18 protein-coding genes and 1 pseudogene are annotated in these 17076 nt (G+C 53.9%); 13 read left to right on the top strand and 6 right to left on the bottom strand.

The window, feature by feature from the left end:
• Positions 1-344 precede the first annotated feature (344 nt).
• Both IFT47_RS27495 and IFT47_RS01550 read left to right on the top strand, forming a co-directional pair.
• A complete protein-coding gene (locus IFT47_RS27495) occupies positions 345-1391 on the top strand; it encodes a hypothetical protein (RefSeq protein WP_231992855.1) in 1047 nt (348 codons plus the stop codon).
• A 439-nt stretch (positions 1392-1830) separates the two neighbouring features.
• Positions 1831-2823, top strand: a complete 993-nt coding sequence (locus tag IFT47_RS01550) for an SIR2 family protein (RefSeq protein ID WP_104723194.1) — start codon at positions 1831-1833, stop codon at positions 2821-2823.
• A 199-nt stretch (positions 2824-3022) separates the two neighbouring features.
• Here the strand turns inward: IFT47_RS01550 and IFT47_RS01545 are convergent, their stop codons facing one another.
• Positions 3023-3799: a hypothetical protein gene (locus IFT47_RS01545; RefSeq protein ID WP_024678832.1), complete on the bottom strand. Its 777-nt coding sequence runs from the start codon at positions 3797-3799 to the stop codon at positions 3023-3025.
• Positions 3800-4153: 354 nt separating this feature from the next.
• Between IFT47_RS01545 and IFT47_RS01540 the strand changes: the two genes are divergently transcribed.
• Complete coding sequence (locus IFT47_RS01540) at positions 4154-4522, top strand: histone-like nucleoid-structuring protein, MvaT/MvaU family (RefSeq protein WP_024678831.1); 369 nt, start codon at positions 4154-4156, stop codon at positions 4520-4522.
• 74 nt (positions 4523-4596) lie between these two features.
• On the top strand, positions 4597-4806 hold the full coding sequence (locus IFT47_RS01535; protein ID WP_192171662.1) for a hypothetical protein: 210 nt from the start codon (positions 4597-4599) through the stop codon (positions 4804-4806).
• A 20-nt stretch (positions 4807-4826) separates the two neighbouring features.
• Here IFT47_RS01535 and IFT47_RS01530 read toward each other — a convergent pair whose 3' ends face one another.
• The 5 genes from IFT47_RS01530 to IFT47_RS01515 form a co-directional block, all read right to left on the bottom strand.
• Positions 4827-5030, bottom strand: a complete 204-nt coding sequence (locus IFT47_RS01530; protein ID WP_032608730.1) for a hypothetical protein — start codon at positions 5028-5030, stop codon at positions 4827-4829.
• Between the two features lie 84 nt (positions 5031-5114).
• The gene (locus IFT47_RS01525; protein WP_104723191.1) at positions 5115-5747 is read right to left on the bottom strand and encodes an HAD family hydrolase; all 633 of its coding nucleotides are present in this window, start codon (positions 5745-5747) and stop codon (positions 5115-5117) included.
• Positions 5748-5796: 49 nt separating this feature from the next.
• The gene (locus tag IFT47_RS28030; RefSeq protein ID WP_371321908.1) at positions 5797-6165 is read right to left on the bottom strand and encodes a DUF6957 family protein; all 369 of its coding nucleotides are present in this window, start codon (positions 6163-6165) and stop codon (positions 5797-5799) included.
• A gap of 342 nt (positions 6166-6507) precedes the next feature.
• Positions 6508-6804 carry a hypothetical protein gene (locus tag IFT47_RS01520; RefSeq protein WP_024678825.1) on the bottom strand — a complete coding sequence of 99 codons (297 nt, stop codon included), beginning with the start codon at positions 6802-6804 and terminating at the stop codon, positions 6508-6510.
• Positions 6801-7544, bottom strand: coding sequence for a metallophosphoesterase family protein (locus tag IFT47_RS01515; RefSeq protein ID WP_024678824.1), 744 nt, complete (start codon positions 7542-7544; stop codon positions 6801-6803). The genes IFT47_RS01520 and IFT47_RS01515 overlap by 4 nt, the downstream gene beginning before the upstream one ends.
• A gap of 285 nt (positions 7545-7829) precedes the next feature.
• Between IFT47_RS01515 and IFT47_RS01510 the strand changes: the two genes are divergently transcribed.
• From IFT47_RS01510 to IFT47_RS01480, 9 genes and pseudogenes are all read left to right on the top strand, one after another.
• Positions 7830-8306 carry a helix-turn-helix domain-containing protein gene (locus tag IFT47_RS01510; RefSeq protein WP_024678823.1) on the top strand — a complete coding sequence of 159 codons (477 nt, stop codon included), beginning with the start codon at positions 7830-7832 and terminating at the stop codon, positions 8304-8306.
• Positions 8307-8468: 162 nt separating this feature from the next.
• A complete protein-coding gene (locus IFT47_RS01505; RefSeq protein WP_050586418.1) occupies positions 8469-10376 on the top strand; it encodes a DUF7380 domain-containing protein in 1908 nt (635 codons plus the stop codon).
• A gap of 271 nt (positions 10377-10647) precedes the next feature.
• A complete protein-coding gene (gene tnpA / locus IFT47_RS01500; protein ID WP_003317539.1) occupies positions 10648-10980 on the top strand; it encodes an IS66-like element accessory protein TnpA in 333 nt (110 codons plus the stop codon).
• The gene (gene tnpB / locus IFT47_RS27490) at positions 10977-11312 is read left to right on the top strand and encodes an IS66 family insertion sequence element accessory protein TnpB (RefSeq protein ID WP_004409766.1); all 336 of its coding nucleotides are present in this window, start codon (positions 10977-10979) and stop codon (positions 11310-11312) included. Before tnpA ends, tnpB begins: the two co-directional genes overlap by 4 nt.
• An 83-nt stretch (positions 11313-11395) precedes the next feature.
• The gene (locus IFT47_RS01490; protein WP_192171663.1) at positions 11396-12922 is read left to right on the top strand and encodes an IS66-like element ISPsy43 family transposase; all 1527 of its coding nucleotides are present in this window, start codon (positions 11396-11398) and stop codon (positions 12920-12922) included.
• Positions 12923-13208: 286 nt separating this feature from the next.
• Positions 13209-14369 (top strand): annotated as a pseudogene (locus IFT47_RS28025) (HAMP domain-containing protein); the annotation flags it as partial.
• A complete protein-coding gene (locus tag IFT47_RS28020) occupies positions 14370-15245 on the top strand; it encodes a methyl-accepting chemotaxis protein (protein WP_370661146.1) in 876 nt (291 codons plus the stop codon).
• A 189-nt stretch (positions 15246-15434) separates the two neighbouring features.
• Complete coding sequence (locus IFT47_RS27485) at positions 15435-15701, top strand: antirestriction protein ArdR (protein WP_080269596.1); 267 nt, start codon at positions 15435-15437, stop codon at positions 15699-15701.
• 163 nt (positions 15702-15864) lie between these two features.
• Entirely contained in the window at positions 15865-17046 is a 1182-nt protein-coding gene (locus IFT47_RS01480) for a hypothetical protein (protein WP_244655867.1), read from the top strand.
• Positions 17047-17076 lie beyond the last annotated feature (30 nt).

Here is a 17076-nt window from a genome sequence, read left to right as displayed (position 1 = left end):
GAACTCATTCCTCATCACCATCCAACTCAGCTCACCTCATCCGTTAAATGTTGCCTTACACTGATACCTGAGATTTGCATCCCTGACGCACTTCACATGAGGCGCAGCCCTGGCCCAGAAGCTCAGTAGTCTGCCGTGTATGCCAACGGGTAAATGTGTCGCTTCTACCCGCGCTCTTGATTGCACAATTTAAACCATACGTGATAGCGTCGAACTTTCGATCAACCTGGATCGAGCGGTCGGCACGCATAGCCTCTGTGCATCAGGATTAGTTCACATCTCTTCGCACGCATTTCGACAACAGTCAGCGGGCAGCCGACACCATGACGTATTGGAGAATTGCTATGCGCATCCCGATTTATTCGGAAGATCTGCTCCCCCAATCTGGCTTCAAGCGAATCGCGAAACGAGTCCAAAAACTGTGGCCAGGCCAAAATCCCATCAGCCTATCATTCGCGCGTGAGCTTCTTTCAAAATGGCTCGGGTATAGCGATTACCATGATGTGGTGCAAAGCTCAAAATCAAGCTCGATCAAACCACTGAGCCCCTCCGAGAGCGAAGTGCGGACAGCCATAGCGTCGGCAATGCTGACTACGCTTAGTTCCAGCCATGAACCCACTATTGCAGCCAGAACGCTGCGGGTATTCGCAGAGGCATTGCCGCTCCAAGCACTAGTCAGCTTCAAGCACCTCCAGCCGCAACCATCATCTGATACCCGCACCATTGGCCCCTCTAACGTCACTGCTGCCCAGAGCCTTCGGCACACTGAGGCCAAAAGTGATGCCCCGCCCCTCAAACCAGGTATCAAAAAAGCACCTAGGCTTGTCTCGCCTCGACGGACGATCAGTCCACATGAGTTAGAGGCAGTCAGAAGGGTGGTACAGGCCTCCGGCAACCTTCGTGATCAGAGCCTGTTTGCTCTCATTGAGACTGGGCTACGCTCGCACATGTTTCTTTCAGCCAAAGCCAATCTCGAAAAGCTTGATGACTCTAATCCTGGCTTCCTGATCCTGATTGATAAGCAGCGCCATACCGTTGTGCCCCAAAACACCAACGTCTTGGAGAGATACATCAGGTCTGAAAAATTAAAGACCGATGGCTATCTTTTTCCCTCCTCGAAAGCCCCTAATGAACCCATGTCAGCGCGGGAGTTCTCCGAAATCGTCAAGGGCTGGACATCAAAGGTAATCTCCGACGGTCTGCAACCCACCGCATATTCCATTCGAGCCGCAGTCATCGAACTTAGTTTGGGAAATCTCCCAGCTTATGACCAGTTACCCAAACAGGTGGGGCACCTCGAATCGGTCATGACCCAGCACTACCTTACGCCGTCTGACACAACACTGAACGGTGGTCATGCGCCGAAGACGGAGCCAGACGAGGCTGACTGACCGACGATCGACTCTTTGAAAAAATGGCCGGTGCCATTGGTTGAATAACCGCCCGGCCATACTCCCCTTTTCTAGTACACCAACCGACTTCTCTATAACGGCATTTTTCATCCGGCCAATGTCAACCCAGCCTTCTGTCTTCTCACTCAATTCCTAAGGCGGAGGATGCTCTGGTCGCATCTACGCGCGACAATGCTGAGCATAGGTACCAGAGGCCAAATCTGGGACAGATTAAGCTGATGAAATTCAACTACTCTCCGAGCTGGGTAGGACATTTCCCCCTGCTTGTCCGCTTTACTTATGACCAGCCGGCTGGGGCTACGAGTCGCCAGGGCCGTGGTGACCGAAGCGCTGGCTCACTGAGAAGCGATACACAGTTATGAAGCGAGTACGCTATTTCAGTCAACGATTGAAAATTCAGCCCCCCAAGGAAGTGATGATGCCAAGGAAGACATTGATATTTGGAAACGGCCTAGGGATGGCGCTTGATCCCCAACATTTTTCGCTTACCAACGCTATGGCTGATGTATGGAATGACCCTTTTGCCATCAGTGATGTGCACAAAGAGCTAATCAGTCAGTGCCTTGGTGGAAATGGCGTCATCCCCGCGCGGGAAGATCAGCTCGACCCACTGCACCTGGTGATCTCAGCGTGCAGGACGCTTAGTAGCATCAACATGTCACAGCGGATGAACGTTCACTGGTTATCGCAGGAAGGTCTGCAATTTCCGGTCGCAGTGGGAAACTACCTTCACAAGGTAGCCACCAGGCTGCACCTTTACGCCCATGGCCTCCCGCAGGCCTTTCTGGAACCAGTAATCGCGTTCGTTCGCCAGACAAAGTCACACGTCGCCACTCTCAACTACGACAAGCTTCTCTATGGAGCATTTCTAGATGCTGGCCTAATGGCGGGCTATTTCCATACCACGCTTGTGGACGGCATGGTTGCAAATGGCTTCAGCTCAGATGCACTGACGCGCTTATACAACAATGACTTTGGATACTACCTCCACCTACATGGCTCCCCTCTATTCTTTGACCACCATGGACTGGCCAGGAAACGTGATCGACATCAGCTCAACCCTTTTTCACCGGAAGGGTCTGATCACATCGTACTGACCCACGTTCGCCATAAGCGATCGGTGATTGGCGCCTCGACGGTGCTTTCCACGTACTGGAACTACCTAGGGCTCAGTCTGAACGAATCTCAAGAGATCATCGTGTTCGGGTACTCGGGGGATGATGACCATCTCAATGATGTGATCGCCGCCTATGCCCAGTCCAGACACATCGTGATAGTCGAGTGGAGCGGCGTTAATCAAACTGAAGCACAGAGACTTGCATTTTGGTCTCAAAAATTCAAAACCGGTAATTTCCACTTATGGCGCCTACCGAACGTTCTGACCTTCACGCAGTGGGATCACATTTATTGAGTTCGAGCGTCGGTGAAGGTCTGATCACTCCCTCGGCGCAGGGCCACATGATCAGGGTTGTAGCGGTGGTGGCTGAACGGTTTGAGTTCGATGAACTGATCGAGAAAATCATACTTTCCGTGAATAGCACAGGCCAAGATTTGAACCAGCTGTGGATCTGTGAAGGTCGACTTTCCCCGACCCAGCGTCGATCAGGGCTTCAGTTGCCCGCAGCGGCATCATGCAGTTTCGCCTGCGTACTCAGCCACTCCGCATACCCCATCACAAGCTCCCAAGCGATGGATCTGGCCAACTCGTACTCAGCCGGGCTCGGCTGTCTCAAGGCGCCGTCGGCTGTCCCTCGATGCCGACTGGCGGAGGTAGGTCTGTTACACACGGCTTGAAACTGGCCAAACTTGGAAAATTCTATCTTCAGGGCGTCCGCGACCTGATGGCGCTTCAGAAACTTTGATTCCAACGCATCCCAGATTTCGTACAGGTGAACAAACTCGTTATCTGGATCACGGAGAGAGTTCCGATGACTGGCCAGTATCCGAGCGAGAATCAGATCATCCGAGTGACTCTCCAGCAACAAAGCTTGCCGAGACTCTCGCTCAATGCGCTCCTGCTCCGAGTCCTCGATCACGACCCCATTCCTGATAATCTGAATTTCAAAATGATCGCTTATCGAGACAGAGGCATAGCATTCAAGGAACATCTCTCGTTTGCCATCCGAATGCGCCACAGTCAGGGTTGGAGGGTGTGAAAACTCTACTGCTTGTTGGAGCCTGCGCTGGGCAGGTGCCAGCCTAGCCTGGATCGCGACCAATAATTTATCAGCAAGCGTTGCATCCGCCCGATAGACCTGCTCATCAAAATCTGCTGTGACCCTGCCACCCGCAGCGACAACGCTACCACCAAACTTTTCAAACTCCAGCAAGCCGTCAATCAGGCCTGCGGGGCTATAGCTCCACTCCAAGGTCGCCTTGCTGCTCATGTGTCACACTCATCGCCTGCCGAAGGCCGTTTCTAACGCTTCGCCAGTACAATGACAATGCTGTCTCGCCCGGAAGCCATCTCGGCGTACAAAAGGCTACTGCGCATCCTGTCTCCAAGGGTTTTGTTCCACGTCATAGTACATAGGTACGAAGAGAGGCTGGAGTCATCGCGAAAGTAATTCTTCTAACAACGCTCGGGTCGATCATTACCGTTTCAGCCTGCATTGTCTGGATCAAAAGCACTGCATCCGCTTAACACTTTGAGCCTCAAGTTAGCCCATGGCCAAGCGGATCTGGATCGCGTGGTGCTACCATCGTACCCACACGTCCCCTACACAGAGACAGGATTTCCAATGTCAAAACTCGCAGAATTCCGCCAACTCGAACGCCATCTCGCCGAGCAGTTAGCGGCGTTGGAAGCAATGAAAGGCGACAAAGGCCTTGAGCAAGAAATTGAATTTGAAACCAAATTGCGTGGCTTGTTGGGCGAGTACAACAAGAGCTTAAGGGACGTCATCTCGATTCTTGATCCTCTGGGCGGCTTCAAGCCAGGCACGGCTGCTGCCGCGCCGGTGAAGGGCACACGTAGGCCTCGCGCTGTGAAACTGTACAAGAACCCGCATTCGGGTGAGGTGGTTGAAACCAAAGGCGGAAACCATAAGGTTTTGAAAGAGTGGAAAGCTGAATACGGCTCGGACACTGTGGAGTCCTGGATTTCCTGATCGCTGGGCAGGCTTGCCCTGAGGGTGGGCTCTTAGCCCATGGGCCTCTGACTACTACAAACTTTGGAAGCCCAATGAAGCACCAAACCAGCCCAGTCCATCTCACACCAGATGAATTCGCATCGATGATGGAAGAGTTCGATCAAGCTGGTGCGTGGATGCAGGAACAGCTTACGCGCAACGCTCAAGCTCAAGCTCAAGCTCAAGCTCAAACTGTCCTACTCTCAGAGCAATGCCTTAAGAATAGTCAAACGCCCCCGCCCGGCCCAGCCGAGCAGGTGTGAAGAGGCCCCAAAGCAGTCTGCTAATGTTTGGGCTTGGATTTTAGCAATCCGATTCTGTCTGACGCTGCGTAGCTGATGGAATCGGTGAGCTGGGCCTGCATGTCGTGAAATTTTTCTTCAAGCGCCGGGTAGCGACCAGCCTCGCGCAAGGCTCGGAGGACTTCGAGCATCTCGACAGCTTCTTCGAGAGTCATCTGGATATCGCAGTACACGCTTGCGCTCATCACTGCCTCCAACCTCTCCAGTGGCGTCATTCAGGATATTTGAGAAGGCGAGGTGCCTTGTTCTGCGACATTTGTACAGCGCGGCTACGATTCGCGAAGCACGTGCCTTGCGAAGACCATCAGATCATTGATGCCACTACACTGTGATCTGTCTAGGTGTATGCCAGTGATACCTACTTCGCGTGGGCCATGACAATCACAGCGCAGTGAATCACCCACCATGATGACTCTGTTCTCACCAAATCCATTGTCAGATTCGACGCCTAGCATTTCGCAGGTTGACTGATACATCCGTGGGTCTGGCTTAATCAGGCCAATTTCATAGCTAAACCCGAATGCATCCATGGTCGGAAATAACCTTCTGACAGCGCGACCGTATGGGTACGCAAGGTTGCTGCAAACTGCAAGCAGGAGACTACGCTCCTGCAGCAAGGCGACAGCTTCTAGGGCATCCGGGTATGCCACGACGGAGCTAATTTCTTGCTCAAGCATCTCTTGAATTTCAGCCAACCGTGCAGGGTGGACGTTGATGCCCAGGTGATCAGCCGCTTCGGACAACCCACCGTTAAACCTCATCAAATTTTTTGCATCGTCGGGCCTCGGACGACGTCCGTGCCGAATCCCTTCCTTCAAAAGCTGTCGATATGGATGTATGCCAGGCTTGATTTGCAAAATCGTCCCGAAAGCATCTAAAAGCACAGCCTTGTATCTCATCATTCGTCACCTTGTTCCGAGGGAAGGGGTCGGGCCACTCAATGAACAGAACTCACGAAGTTAGCGTGGTATCACTCAGCCGCAACTGGGCAGCCCTCACCACGGAAGCGTCCGCCTCCTTCCTAAAGCCTCGGCCCATAAGTATGTAGATGGTGCCGGCGGTTTCGAAAACCCCATCTTGGTTGTAGGACGTTGCAAACCCAGACATGACGCTGTCCCCACCGCGAAGCCTGTGGCTGTTATCTATCTGGACGTGGTGAGCGTACATGATCATAGGCAGCATTGGTTCCGGAAGCGGCACAGCCCCATCTGGACTGATCATATCAATCAGTACCCAGCCCGAAACCGCGCACCAAGGCTTACCTGAGGCCCGAAGCTTTTGCTCGATCGCAGAAGCGGCCCGTGAAGAAGCTCCTGCCATAGACTGACCTTCTAGAGAGATCATTTCGAAGAATAGTAATAGCTCCATTGTCATTCTCCGGGCAGCGTCAGCAGGTCGCAGCCTGGCGCAATCAGTACGTACGCGCTGCCTGTGAGGGTAATTGCGACGAGGTGATCTGCAATTTCGACAAACTCCAAGACATCGGATGTCCGAATCAAACGACCATTTCGGAACCGATCCTTGTGGTCAAAATAAACTCTACCGACCAGGCTAAATCCCTCAATCTCAGGCTGGTGCAGATACGCAGTGATAGCCCGCCCAAAACTGATCCTTGAGGCTGCCAACACCTCGATCGGTACGAACGCTCTTATAGCCACTGAGTTAACCCTTCCCCTGCTCGGTGACGATAACGTAGTGATCCTTTCCGCAGACGCTGCGCAACATCACAAATTCATCCTTGCGGAAAAGTCGCGTGACAGGTGGAGTGACCACTGTCATGCCATCCTCAGTGTTACCCGATAGATCGAAATAAGCCTGAGCAGCATACCTGTCGCCTATCCGCGCTGCGCCCAAAAGGTATGCGTCTATGGTTACACCCCAGTCGATGTTGCTGGCCACCAACACCTGAGACGGAATCGCCGGCGACGGAGATAAACTCGAAATCTGCCTGTTAGTCATGTGGTGATCTCCACAATCTTGTCCGGGTCGAATCCCGTTTCTTCGCCGGGATATCCCCGCTGATTCGAAATCAACCGACATTCGCCAAACAGGACATCGATGGATCGATGGGTGTGGCCGAAGATCCACACATTGGCCTTTTCCACTAATGAGTGCCAGCGATTGAAATAAGCTGCGCTGACGTGACCATCATGCTCATCGCCGGCAGCTTCTGAGATCGGGCAGTGATGGCTCACTACCACCGTTGTCCCCTCAAAAGGTGTACTGAGCTCTCGGTCAAAAAACTCACGAGTCGCCCGATTCTTTGCAATGAGGTCAGCCGGGCGAAGACGGCGATAATTGGTATCTGCGCGGATCATCTTGAAGTCATTCATCACACTCGCGCAGGTCATCGATGCTGCGACCACATCGCCCGTAGCGGAAAAATCCGTCCACCCCGTTCCGACCAAAAATCTGACATTGCCATGAGTCCACGATTCGTTCTCCAACACGTGGACATGATGCGCTGCAGCGGCTTTCATCTTGCTCAACGTGCGATCAAGGTGGCCTCGGTACAGCTCGTGATTACCGCAGCAATAGATGACTGGGCAGGTAAACGTCTCATTCGCCCAAAGTACACCTCTGGTCTGCAGATCGATGTCTCCTGCGAGCACGACTAGGTCGACCAAGTCGACCACGTGTTTTGGAGTCGGAAACGGTGCGAACTCATTGTGCAAATCGGATAAAACCAAAATTTTCATGATAACTCGTGGGTTCGCAGGACAGCTTGGTGTGCTGCTGATATGCGCTTTTTGGCCCAGTAAGGGACAGCCACCAATGATCGATTTATGGGTATATTGAACTGACCATTACGCCTCTCAGCCCAGCCCCCATAAAAAGGTTTTCGCGTTTGCTCCATCTATTGGAAAGGGACGCGCGCCTGAGCAATGCCAGCTCTGCTCACAGCAGAAGTCCCCTATAAGCAACTATATACAGTGGAAGGGGACTAGGCAACATGGCTTTATCGTTAGCTTTGGGGAAGCTCCATGAACCTTAGGCTCGCGATCGGCGCAGTGCTTCGCACGCTACGCAGTAAAGAAAAGCGAACCAGGGAAAGCCTCGCAGAAGCTAGCAGCCACACCTACCTGGCAAGATTGGAACACGGAAAATCAGGTATCACTGTTGAGAAGCTTGAGCTCATTAGCGAGACCTTCGGGATCAGCCCCCTGACATTTTTGACCCTCGCCCTAGCGACCAGTAAGGGGGAGACGATTGACAGTCTTCTACGTCAAGCGCGCACCGAACTCGACGAGTTCGAGGCGGACGGTGGACTGGACACGATTACCAACCAGGTCAAGGACGGTGAGCTGGTCACACGGCTCCCCGGCAGACAGATCGACTCGCAACGGCTGGAGAATGTCCTCAAGTGCAAAGCCCAAGGGATGACCCAGAAAATGACTGCAGAATCGTTGGGGATCAGCAAGCAGACGGTCAATAAGCTCTGGACGCGGGGCAAGGAATGAACCGCTATACCGATTCTCATATCTCGTTGTTTATTGAGCGTGTAGTCCTTCGACTTTCATTTCGTTGAGCACCCGCTGAGGTCTGGGACTACAGAGGGTAGGAGTAACTGAAGAGTGAACGCCACTGACCAACCGGATCCAGCTCGACAACCTGACAGTGGAATGAGCGAGCAACAACTGCAAGCGACCGCCGCAGAGCCAGACGCAGCAACCAATAGCGAGCCTAATCTCTTTGATTTGGAACTGGCGTCGATCAAGGACTTCCAGCAAACGAAGATAAGCCGCCTGCTGGAGACCATCGACACGCTCGAATTTTACTCGCTTGACGCCCAATTCAGCGCTCTGTCCAAACAGGCACTTGCCGAAGGTCAGCGGGGTGTTTATCTGGCTTATAGAGTACTGATGGTAGTGTGCTCGTACCATTTTTCCGTTGATCGCCATGATGCCTTCGGGCCAAGGCTGACCAGAGACGGAATGCGCACTCCTATTCCCGCAGACATCGCCGGTGAGCAAAGCCAAGTACTCGCCGCTATTGCGGAGAATATCGATCATCCACTCATACGAGCGCGGGTTGCCGACGTAGCGTGGTACAACCACAAAAGCCTTCACAAATGCGCTGGCTTAGCCATCGAGGCGTATTGCGAAGCAATCGAGTTCTATCTCGACGATAAACTCTCCTTCAGCTACGAACCGCCCTCCGGCTTGTCCTCCAAAGTTGTAGACCTGATCCACCGGGTGTTCCATATCATCGCAAACACCGGAAAGCGGAAAAATCCCCCTGAGGTTGCTGTTGCCTTATGGAGGCGCTTGTACGTTCAAGCGGATAAGCTTCGGTGCCACTCATCGTTTGATCGACTTGCTCGCCTAGGGCAGGCCTTCAGCCTGATTGAATGGACGCTGGTGGCCCAAGACGCAGAGAGGTCGGCAAACGATGCTGAGGCAAGTGATTATGCCTTGGCGGTCAAAGTGCTATGGGAGCTTGCTGCTCAGGCTCACCAGCAGTCCAAAGACCACGAGGGCTTCAAGCGCTGCAAGCTAAGGTCGATACAACAGACCCTCAAAATGGGCGAAGGAGTGGACAGCTTCTTGGCCAAAGCGAGCTGGACGCGAGATGCTATTCGGGAGCTTCGATCAATCCCTGGAATGCAGAAAGAGCTAGAAGCCTTGAAGGCCGATCTACTGGATCAGCAAGCACAAGCGGCTCACGAGTTCTCAGCTTTTCAAACTCCCATGGATCTGAGCGAAGATCGCCAAGGAACCATCGATATTTTCAGAGACCTGACGCTTCCAGACTTCTTTTACAGACTTGCCCATATTTGCAATGTGCCGCAGAAAATAGCGTTGCACACAGACATCATCAAAGATCGCAGCGATTCCTTTTTGTCCGACCTGTTCAGTGGACGGATTTACACAGATGTTTTAGGTCGTGTGGTCAATCAAGCTCCTGTCGTAAACCTGAACGAGACACCACCCCCCGAGTGGTATGCGCACGAGAGCCTGATCCCCCTTGATATCCATTACCAGATGGCAGTCGAAAGCCGAATTAAACCTGCAGCTCAGACGTTGCTGACAAAATTCGCTGTCGACGATCGCCATCTGATGGCGATCACTTCGGCCAGCCATTTCGTTTGCCCAGGGTTCGAACACATCTATGCCTTGGGCCTCGCGCGCTTTCTCCAAGGCGACATGATGTCTGCGTGTCACCTGCTGCTCCCTCAGCTAGAAAACTCTCTGCGCCATGTCCTTAGCGACTCAGGTTTCGATACGTCGAAACTCGATGAAGAGATGCGGCAAGAAGACAGGTCGATCAGTGGACTGTTGAAGAATCGACGCGATGAGCTGGAGTCGGTTTTTGGTGTGGATCTGATCTACACCATTGATCTTCTCTTCAATTTCAAGGGCGGGCCATGCCTGCGCCACGAACTGGCGCATGGAAAGTTGGCCTCTGGCAACTGCTACCTTCATTCAAGCATTTACGCATGCTGGTTGATGTACTACCTAGCTTGCCTGCCACTACTCGCACACTGGAAAACCCATGTCGCACCACAGCTGGAGGAGATAGCGCTCTGAACCTCCCTGCAAAAGCACTGCTGGATGTGCTTGGAATTTACAAGCGATGCCAAGCTCCGTCAGATAGCTACTCTACATCTGGAAGAAACGACCTCCATCGGCAGCCTCTGGTATGCCTAGCCGCTGGAGGACTTTAGCTACTAGAGTTGTGCAGCCAAAGCCAGCAACGTAACCGTCCGGGCAACACACCTTCCTGACACCGTCGCTTGAGGCGATGGTGTCCACCCAAATATAGGTGGACACCATTTTTAGCCTTTTTAAGCGGACGCCCATGCCACAAGAACGCCGTTCCTATTCCAAGTCCTTCAAGGCCCAGGTCATTGCTGAGTGCGCCCAACCTGACACTTCAATTGCCAATGTCGCCTTGACCCACAACCTCAATGCAAACCTCGTCCATAAATGGATTCGGGTGCATGCACAGAAAAACCTGACACTTCAAACCGCCTTCATCCCGGTCAAGACATCGCCGCCGGTGCCGATGCATCAGGCCCTTCCTGCCACGATCCGAATCGAAGTGCCGCATTCAAAAGGCGTAGTCGTGGTGAGTTGGCCGGCAGAAAATGCAGCGGCGTGTTCTGCTTTCCTGCGAGACCTGCTGCGATGATCCGCATCGACTCCATCTGGCTTGCCACCGAGCCCATGGACATGCGCGCAGGCACTGAAACTGCGCTGGCGCGGGTCGTGGCGGTGTTCGGTGCGGCGAAGCCGCACTGTGCTTATCTGTTTGCCAACCGTCGTGCCAATCGCATGAAAGTGCTGGTGCATGATGGCTTGGGGATTTGGCTTGCTGCCCGGCGCTTGAATCAAGGACGTTTTTTTTGGCCGGGCGTGCGGCACGGCTCTGAAGTCGAGTTGGATGCAGAGCAACTTCAAGCCTTGGTGCTCGGCTTGCCTTGGCAACGCGTCGGTTCCGGAGCAGCCATCACGGTGCTCTAATTCGCCTGCCATGGCCTGCTTGCCAGCGCAATTGGCCCATCAGTCTATCGCCGCCACTAGCCCTCTCTGGCAAAATCGGCGGCATGACTTCGCATCCGAATCTCGATCAATTAAACCCTGAAGAACTGCGTGCCTTGGCGGCGCAGTTGATCCAGCGCGTCGAGACGATGGACAAGCAAATCACTCATCACAAATCGGTCAACGAGAAGCTGGCCCACGAGATCGCGCTGCTCAAACGCTTCAAGTGTGCCAAGCGCAGCGAGCAGTTGAGCCCGGATCAAGCCAGCCTGCTCGACGACTTGATCGATACGGATATCGCCGCTATCGAAGCCGAGTTTGAGGCGCTGCAACCGGCACCTGTCGAAGCCAAAGTGCGCCAGCAACCCAAGCGCGCACCGCTGCCACCGCAGTTTCCTCGCACACTGATCCATCACGAACCGGACAACAGCCACTGCCAGTGCGGCTGCGCACTCAAGCGCATCGGCGAAGACGCCAGCGAAAAGCTCGACTACACGCCCGGCGTGTTCACAGTCGAACGCCACATCCGTGGAAAGTGGGCCTGCGAACAGTGCGAAACACTGATCCAGGCGCCGGTACCGGCGCACGTCATCGACAAAGGCGTCCCGACCGCAGGCCTGCTGGCCCACATCATGGTGGCCAAGTTTGCCGACCATCTGCCGCTGTATCGCCAAGAGAAAATCTTCGGCCGCGCCGGGCTGCCCATCGCCCGTTCGACCTTGGCGCAGTGGGTGGGCAACTGCGGCGTGCAATTACAGCCGCTGGTTGATGCGCTGCGCGAAGCCGTGCTGACGCACGACGTCGTTCACGCCGACGAGACGCCGGTACAAATGCTGACGCCTGGTGCGAAAAAAACTCATCGCGCTTACGTCTGGGCCTATGCCACCAGTCAGTTCTCCAACCTGGCGGCGGTCGTTTACGACTTCAGCCCGAGCCGCGCTGGCGAACATGCCCGAGCCTTCTTGGGCAGTTGGAACGGCAAGCTGGTCTGCGATGACTTTGCCGGCTACAAGGCAGGCTTTGAACTGGGCGTTACGGAGATCGGCTGCATGGCCCATGCCCGCCGGAAGTTCTTCGACTTGCACGTGACCAACAAGAGCCAGGTCGCCGAAAAAGCGCTGAACTACATCGCGGCCTTGTACGAAGCTGAACGAGAAGTCCGAGAGCTGGAGCCGGGTGATCGGCAGCGAATACGGCAGGAAAAAGCAGCGCCAATCGCCGACGCACTTCATACCTGGATGATCGCCCAAAGACAGCTTGTGCCTGAGGGTTCGGCCATCGCCAAGGCGCTGGATTACAGTCTCAAACGCTGGATAGCGCTGACGCGCTATCTCGATGACGGTGCCGTGCCCATCGATAATAACTGGTGCGAGAATCAAATCCGGCCGTTGGCTCTTGGGCGTTCGAACTGGCTGTTCGCGGGATCGTTACGCAGCGGTAAACGTGCAGCGGCGATCATGAGTTTGATCCAATCGGCGCGACTCAACGGCCATGATCCGTATGCTTATTTGAAGGACGTCCTCACGCGCCTGCCGACGCAGCGGGCAAGTGAGATTGCGGAGCTACTACCGCATAGGTGGCGACCGGTTTAGTTGCGCAAGACGGGATGCCCGGACGCACCTCCAACTGGTGCCATTACCGGTCTACTTAGCCTTTATGCTGGTTATCCATGCATTCCTCCCTACAGCTTCGCCCGGTTCAGCCGATAGTTTTCGTACCAAGAGAAGCGCGGCAATTCGATCCTGTAACAAAGGAGAGTAAGCGGCTTTTGAGGAAGATCTCTTGGAATGCTTTCATTACCTCATAACCATAAATGAGAGATGGGCACTTTTTAACGCCTAAGAAAGCACTCACAGACCTTGAGTGATCGAGAACCCGATGAATTTATTAGCGCCTGCCCTGTTCGTTACCAACCGTGTTCGATTCCCCATGAAATTCGCAATTTTGGGATTTATTGTCCTGATTCCTCTGCTCCTGCTAGGCACCCGGGCGATGCTTTCACTGAACACGAGCATCACGGGCATCAAGCATGAACAGGTGGGTCAACAATACTTGTTGGACGTCACCCCTATCCTGCGTCTAACCATGATTCAGAGGGCGCTGACACACGGCATGCTCAGCGGTGACACCAACGCAGTAGCCAATGCAGCACGCAATGCTGAAAAGCTTAACGATGCCTATGCGACTCTTGCTGCGCAGGACGCAAAATTTAGCACCCAACTGGCAACGACAGACCGAGTTCAGACGTTGCGTACCGCTAGTGTGCAGCTGGTTGAACGCGCCAAAGCAGGCGAAGCACCTTTGGTGATCTTTTCCGCGTGGAACGACCAGTTAACCGACCTAATGAATTTCGTTTACTACATTACGGCCACTTCCGGCATGATTTTGGACGAAGATGCAGGTTCGTTGTACCTCATCGATCTAAGCTCTATACGTCTGCCTCGGCAAATAAATCTGGTCGGACAGATTCGCGGTCTGGCCAGCGGTTTTAGCGCTGACCGTCCTCTGGACGACACCACTCGTATTTTTGCCCAGACTTTGTTGAAACAGGAGCTGCTAATGCGTCAAGAGTTGCAGCAGAGCCTTTCCCTGCTTCGCCGAGAAGAGCCGAAATTATCTGGTGTAGTTCAGCCGTCTGTAACAACAGCCATTACCGACCTGGAAAATCTGCGTAAAGACCTGGTGGACTACCTTGATCCGAGCAAGCGCTCAAACGTGAATGCCAACACCTTGGGCGAGCGTGGAAACGCCGTCGTTGCTCAGTTTTACAAAGCTCAGGATCAGATGCAGGAATCGCTGCGAATTCGAATTGATGAGCGTCTGAATACACTGAGTAATGAGCGTACTTTCGGCACTGAGCTATTTATCGCCATTGCGATACTGCTGCTCTATGCGTTCGTCGGCATCTACAAGGCTCTGCGGATTGGGGTTGATGAGCTCCTAGCTGTGACGGCACGTATTGCTCAAGGCGATCTGAGCGCGCGCGTCCGAATCAACAGCCACGATGAAATCGGTGATGTAGGCGAGGGACTTAACCGCATGGTAACGGCCTTCTCTGGCTCACTGAGCCAGGTGGAGCGTAGCTCGCATTCAGTCTCAGATGCGGCAAAGCGACTAGAGATCTCCATAGGCCAAGCCAAAGCCTCAATGAACTCACAACAGGCTGAAACCGAGCAGGTTGCTACTGCCATCAACGAAATGACCGCGAGCGTTGCCGACGTGGCCCAGAATACCGAGGGCGCAGCACGTGCCGCTGAATCTGCAAGCAGTGCGTCTAACGACGGCTTGAAAGTTATGATTGAAACAAGTGCCGCTATTGAGGCGTTGGCCAACGAAGTGGAGCTCAGTGCAAGCAAAGTCGAAGCGTTAGCGACACACAGCAAAGAAATCGGTGGTGTCATCGAGGTCATCAGTACCATCGCGGATCAGACTAACCTGCTGGCCCTCAACGCGGCCATCGAGGCGGCGCGAGCTGGCGAGCAAGGCCGTGGTTTCGCGGTCGTGGCTGACGAAGTGCGGACTCTGGCCTCGCGCACACAAAACTCCACAGAAGAAATTCGACGGATCATCCAACAGTTGCAAGGCGCTACTGATGCCGCTGTTCAACAGATGAAAGCTGGGCAAACCCGAGCTAGGGAATGCATTCAGGCAGCGAGCCAAGCGTCTGGCAGCCTGAACCAGATCAATGAAGCAGTAGACGGAATTGTGGGCATGAACACTCAGATTGCAAGTGCGGCGGTGCAGCAACATTCGGTCTCAGAGGATATCAATCGCAACGTCATCGGCATTCGAAACAGCAGCTTAATCGTCATGGAAGGCGTAGAGGACAACGCCGTAACGGCTGACGAGCTTTCATTGCTCGCTAATGAACTTCGCAGCGTAGTCGGCAAGTTTAAGTTATCCAGCAACGCTTGAAAGGAATCTCAAGCGTTTCAATTGTTGATAGCACGAGAAAGTGCTTTGATCGGGTCTGACTGGGGTGATGATGCCCGGCAGTCCCTGATCGACATTGAGGGCTGAGCTTCATCGTTGCGCAATCTCGTAAAACAATAGAGCCAGCTACGCTAGATGACTTGCCCGGACGGTTACCCAGCAACGGAGAAAATGCAGCTTATGAATCCATCGTTTGAGGTGCTACTTACGATCGCTACCCAATGGAAAGAGCGTCACAGAGAATGCCTTGGCGGCGTTGTACTGTTTTGGGAGGGCGAGGCGTACGCCTGGAAGGATTCCCTGCGGGACGCTGGACATGAGCGACCAGGTGTGCCCGCGATTGACGAAGCGGGTAACGTATTTATCGCAGAAGGCGGCGATGACTATAACGGTGCTAAATGTTGGGTTGTCGTTGACAAGGCTATGCATCAGCGTTGAAGAGCTTCGAGTGCGTCTGGCACATCCAAAGGAGATTGCCTTCGCGGTTTTGATCCGTCCATTAGGACAGTGGAAGCCGAGCCGCGCTTCGGCACTAAGGCAGTTTTAACACTGTAATTGAAGGTCGAGAGCGATCTTGAGCCTTCCTGGAGACCTTACTCTGATGGTTCCGACAATCAGGGCATCGAGCGCAATCTGGCGTGGAAGGATCGAGCACCTATCTCTCCGATTCGCATCCGAAGCTAAGTTCGTCGATGAGGACTTCGCAGGTCTCCTGGAGCAGCTGAAAATGAACATGGTCTGCACCTGGGATAAATCTTCCAGCGTGTACTACCTGACCATGAGAATGCTCGGGCACCAAGCCACTGATGCCTACGGCAAGTACAGCGCCTTGAGCGCTGCAATCTTTGCCGAATTGGCAGATGTGGGCGACACACGTGGACGCTGGTCGCAAGAAGTGAAACTCGTAGGCTCCGATGGCCACGTCTTCACCGAGCAAGACTTCGCCAGGAAGAAGCCCGAAGATTTCGGCGGCGCCACAAAGCAGCTGGAGATGTTCATCGCTTCCCTGAACTGGCTGGCCTACAAGTCCATCTACTATTCCATGGCAGCTAAGCACCTTAAGGCCGACTCGTTTATTCATCCGATACGCCATGCCTATCAGTTGCACTGGCTGAAAAAAAGCGGCTTCTTCGGTCACGACTTCACGGCTCGCCTCCTGGCCAACCTCTCCAGCAAAACACAGACGAGCATCGCTGAAATCAAATCTCACGGGGGTGCGCAGACTGTCGCTCTCGACCTGCCGCTTTTCTCAGCCTGGATGACCCAGGTCTCCGGCAGCGTGCCGAACGCGATCATGGCTGCCAAGCAGATTCGCAACGAAGACCATTTCGTCACCATCCGACAGACTCTGAAGGAAATACGGGTCGCGTTCGATGAAAAGGGCATCGGTGACGGCAACAGGTTGGTGACCAAATTGATAGGCGATGTTGACAAGATTTGCGGCGACCTGAAACGCAAATACGGCGTGCCCTCTGCCCAAGGCATCCAAGGAAGCTTCCTGATCAAAGCGGTTAACACCATGACTGGATGGGCCGGCATTCCGGGCTTACCGGATCGCGAGTTTGCCCTGTCCACCCCTGAGTTCATGAAGTCGCAGTCGACCAAGGCGTTCACGACCGTCGTAAAGGACATCACGGCAGAGCTGACGTCTATGGAGCGCCTCGGTGGTGTTCGAGACCTCATGGCCAAGTCGTTCGTTATCGACGAAGAAAAATTCGGCAGTCCGAAGGTTCAAAACCCCCGGTACCGTCACGCGACCTCTGAGTGGCAAAAACCAATGTAAATGCCGCTGCGTAGCCCTCCCCAGGGCATT

Origin of the sequence: Pseudomonas sp. CFBP 13711 (genome assembly GCF_014842265.1) — a bacterium.
Lineage (GTDB): Bacteria > Pseudomonadota > Gammaproteobacteria > Pseudomonadales > Pseudomonadaceae > Aquipseudomonas.
This window is presented reverse-complemented; position numbering and strand designations above follow the sequence as displayed.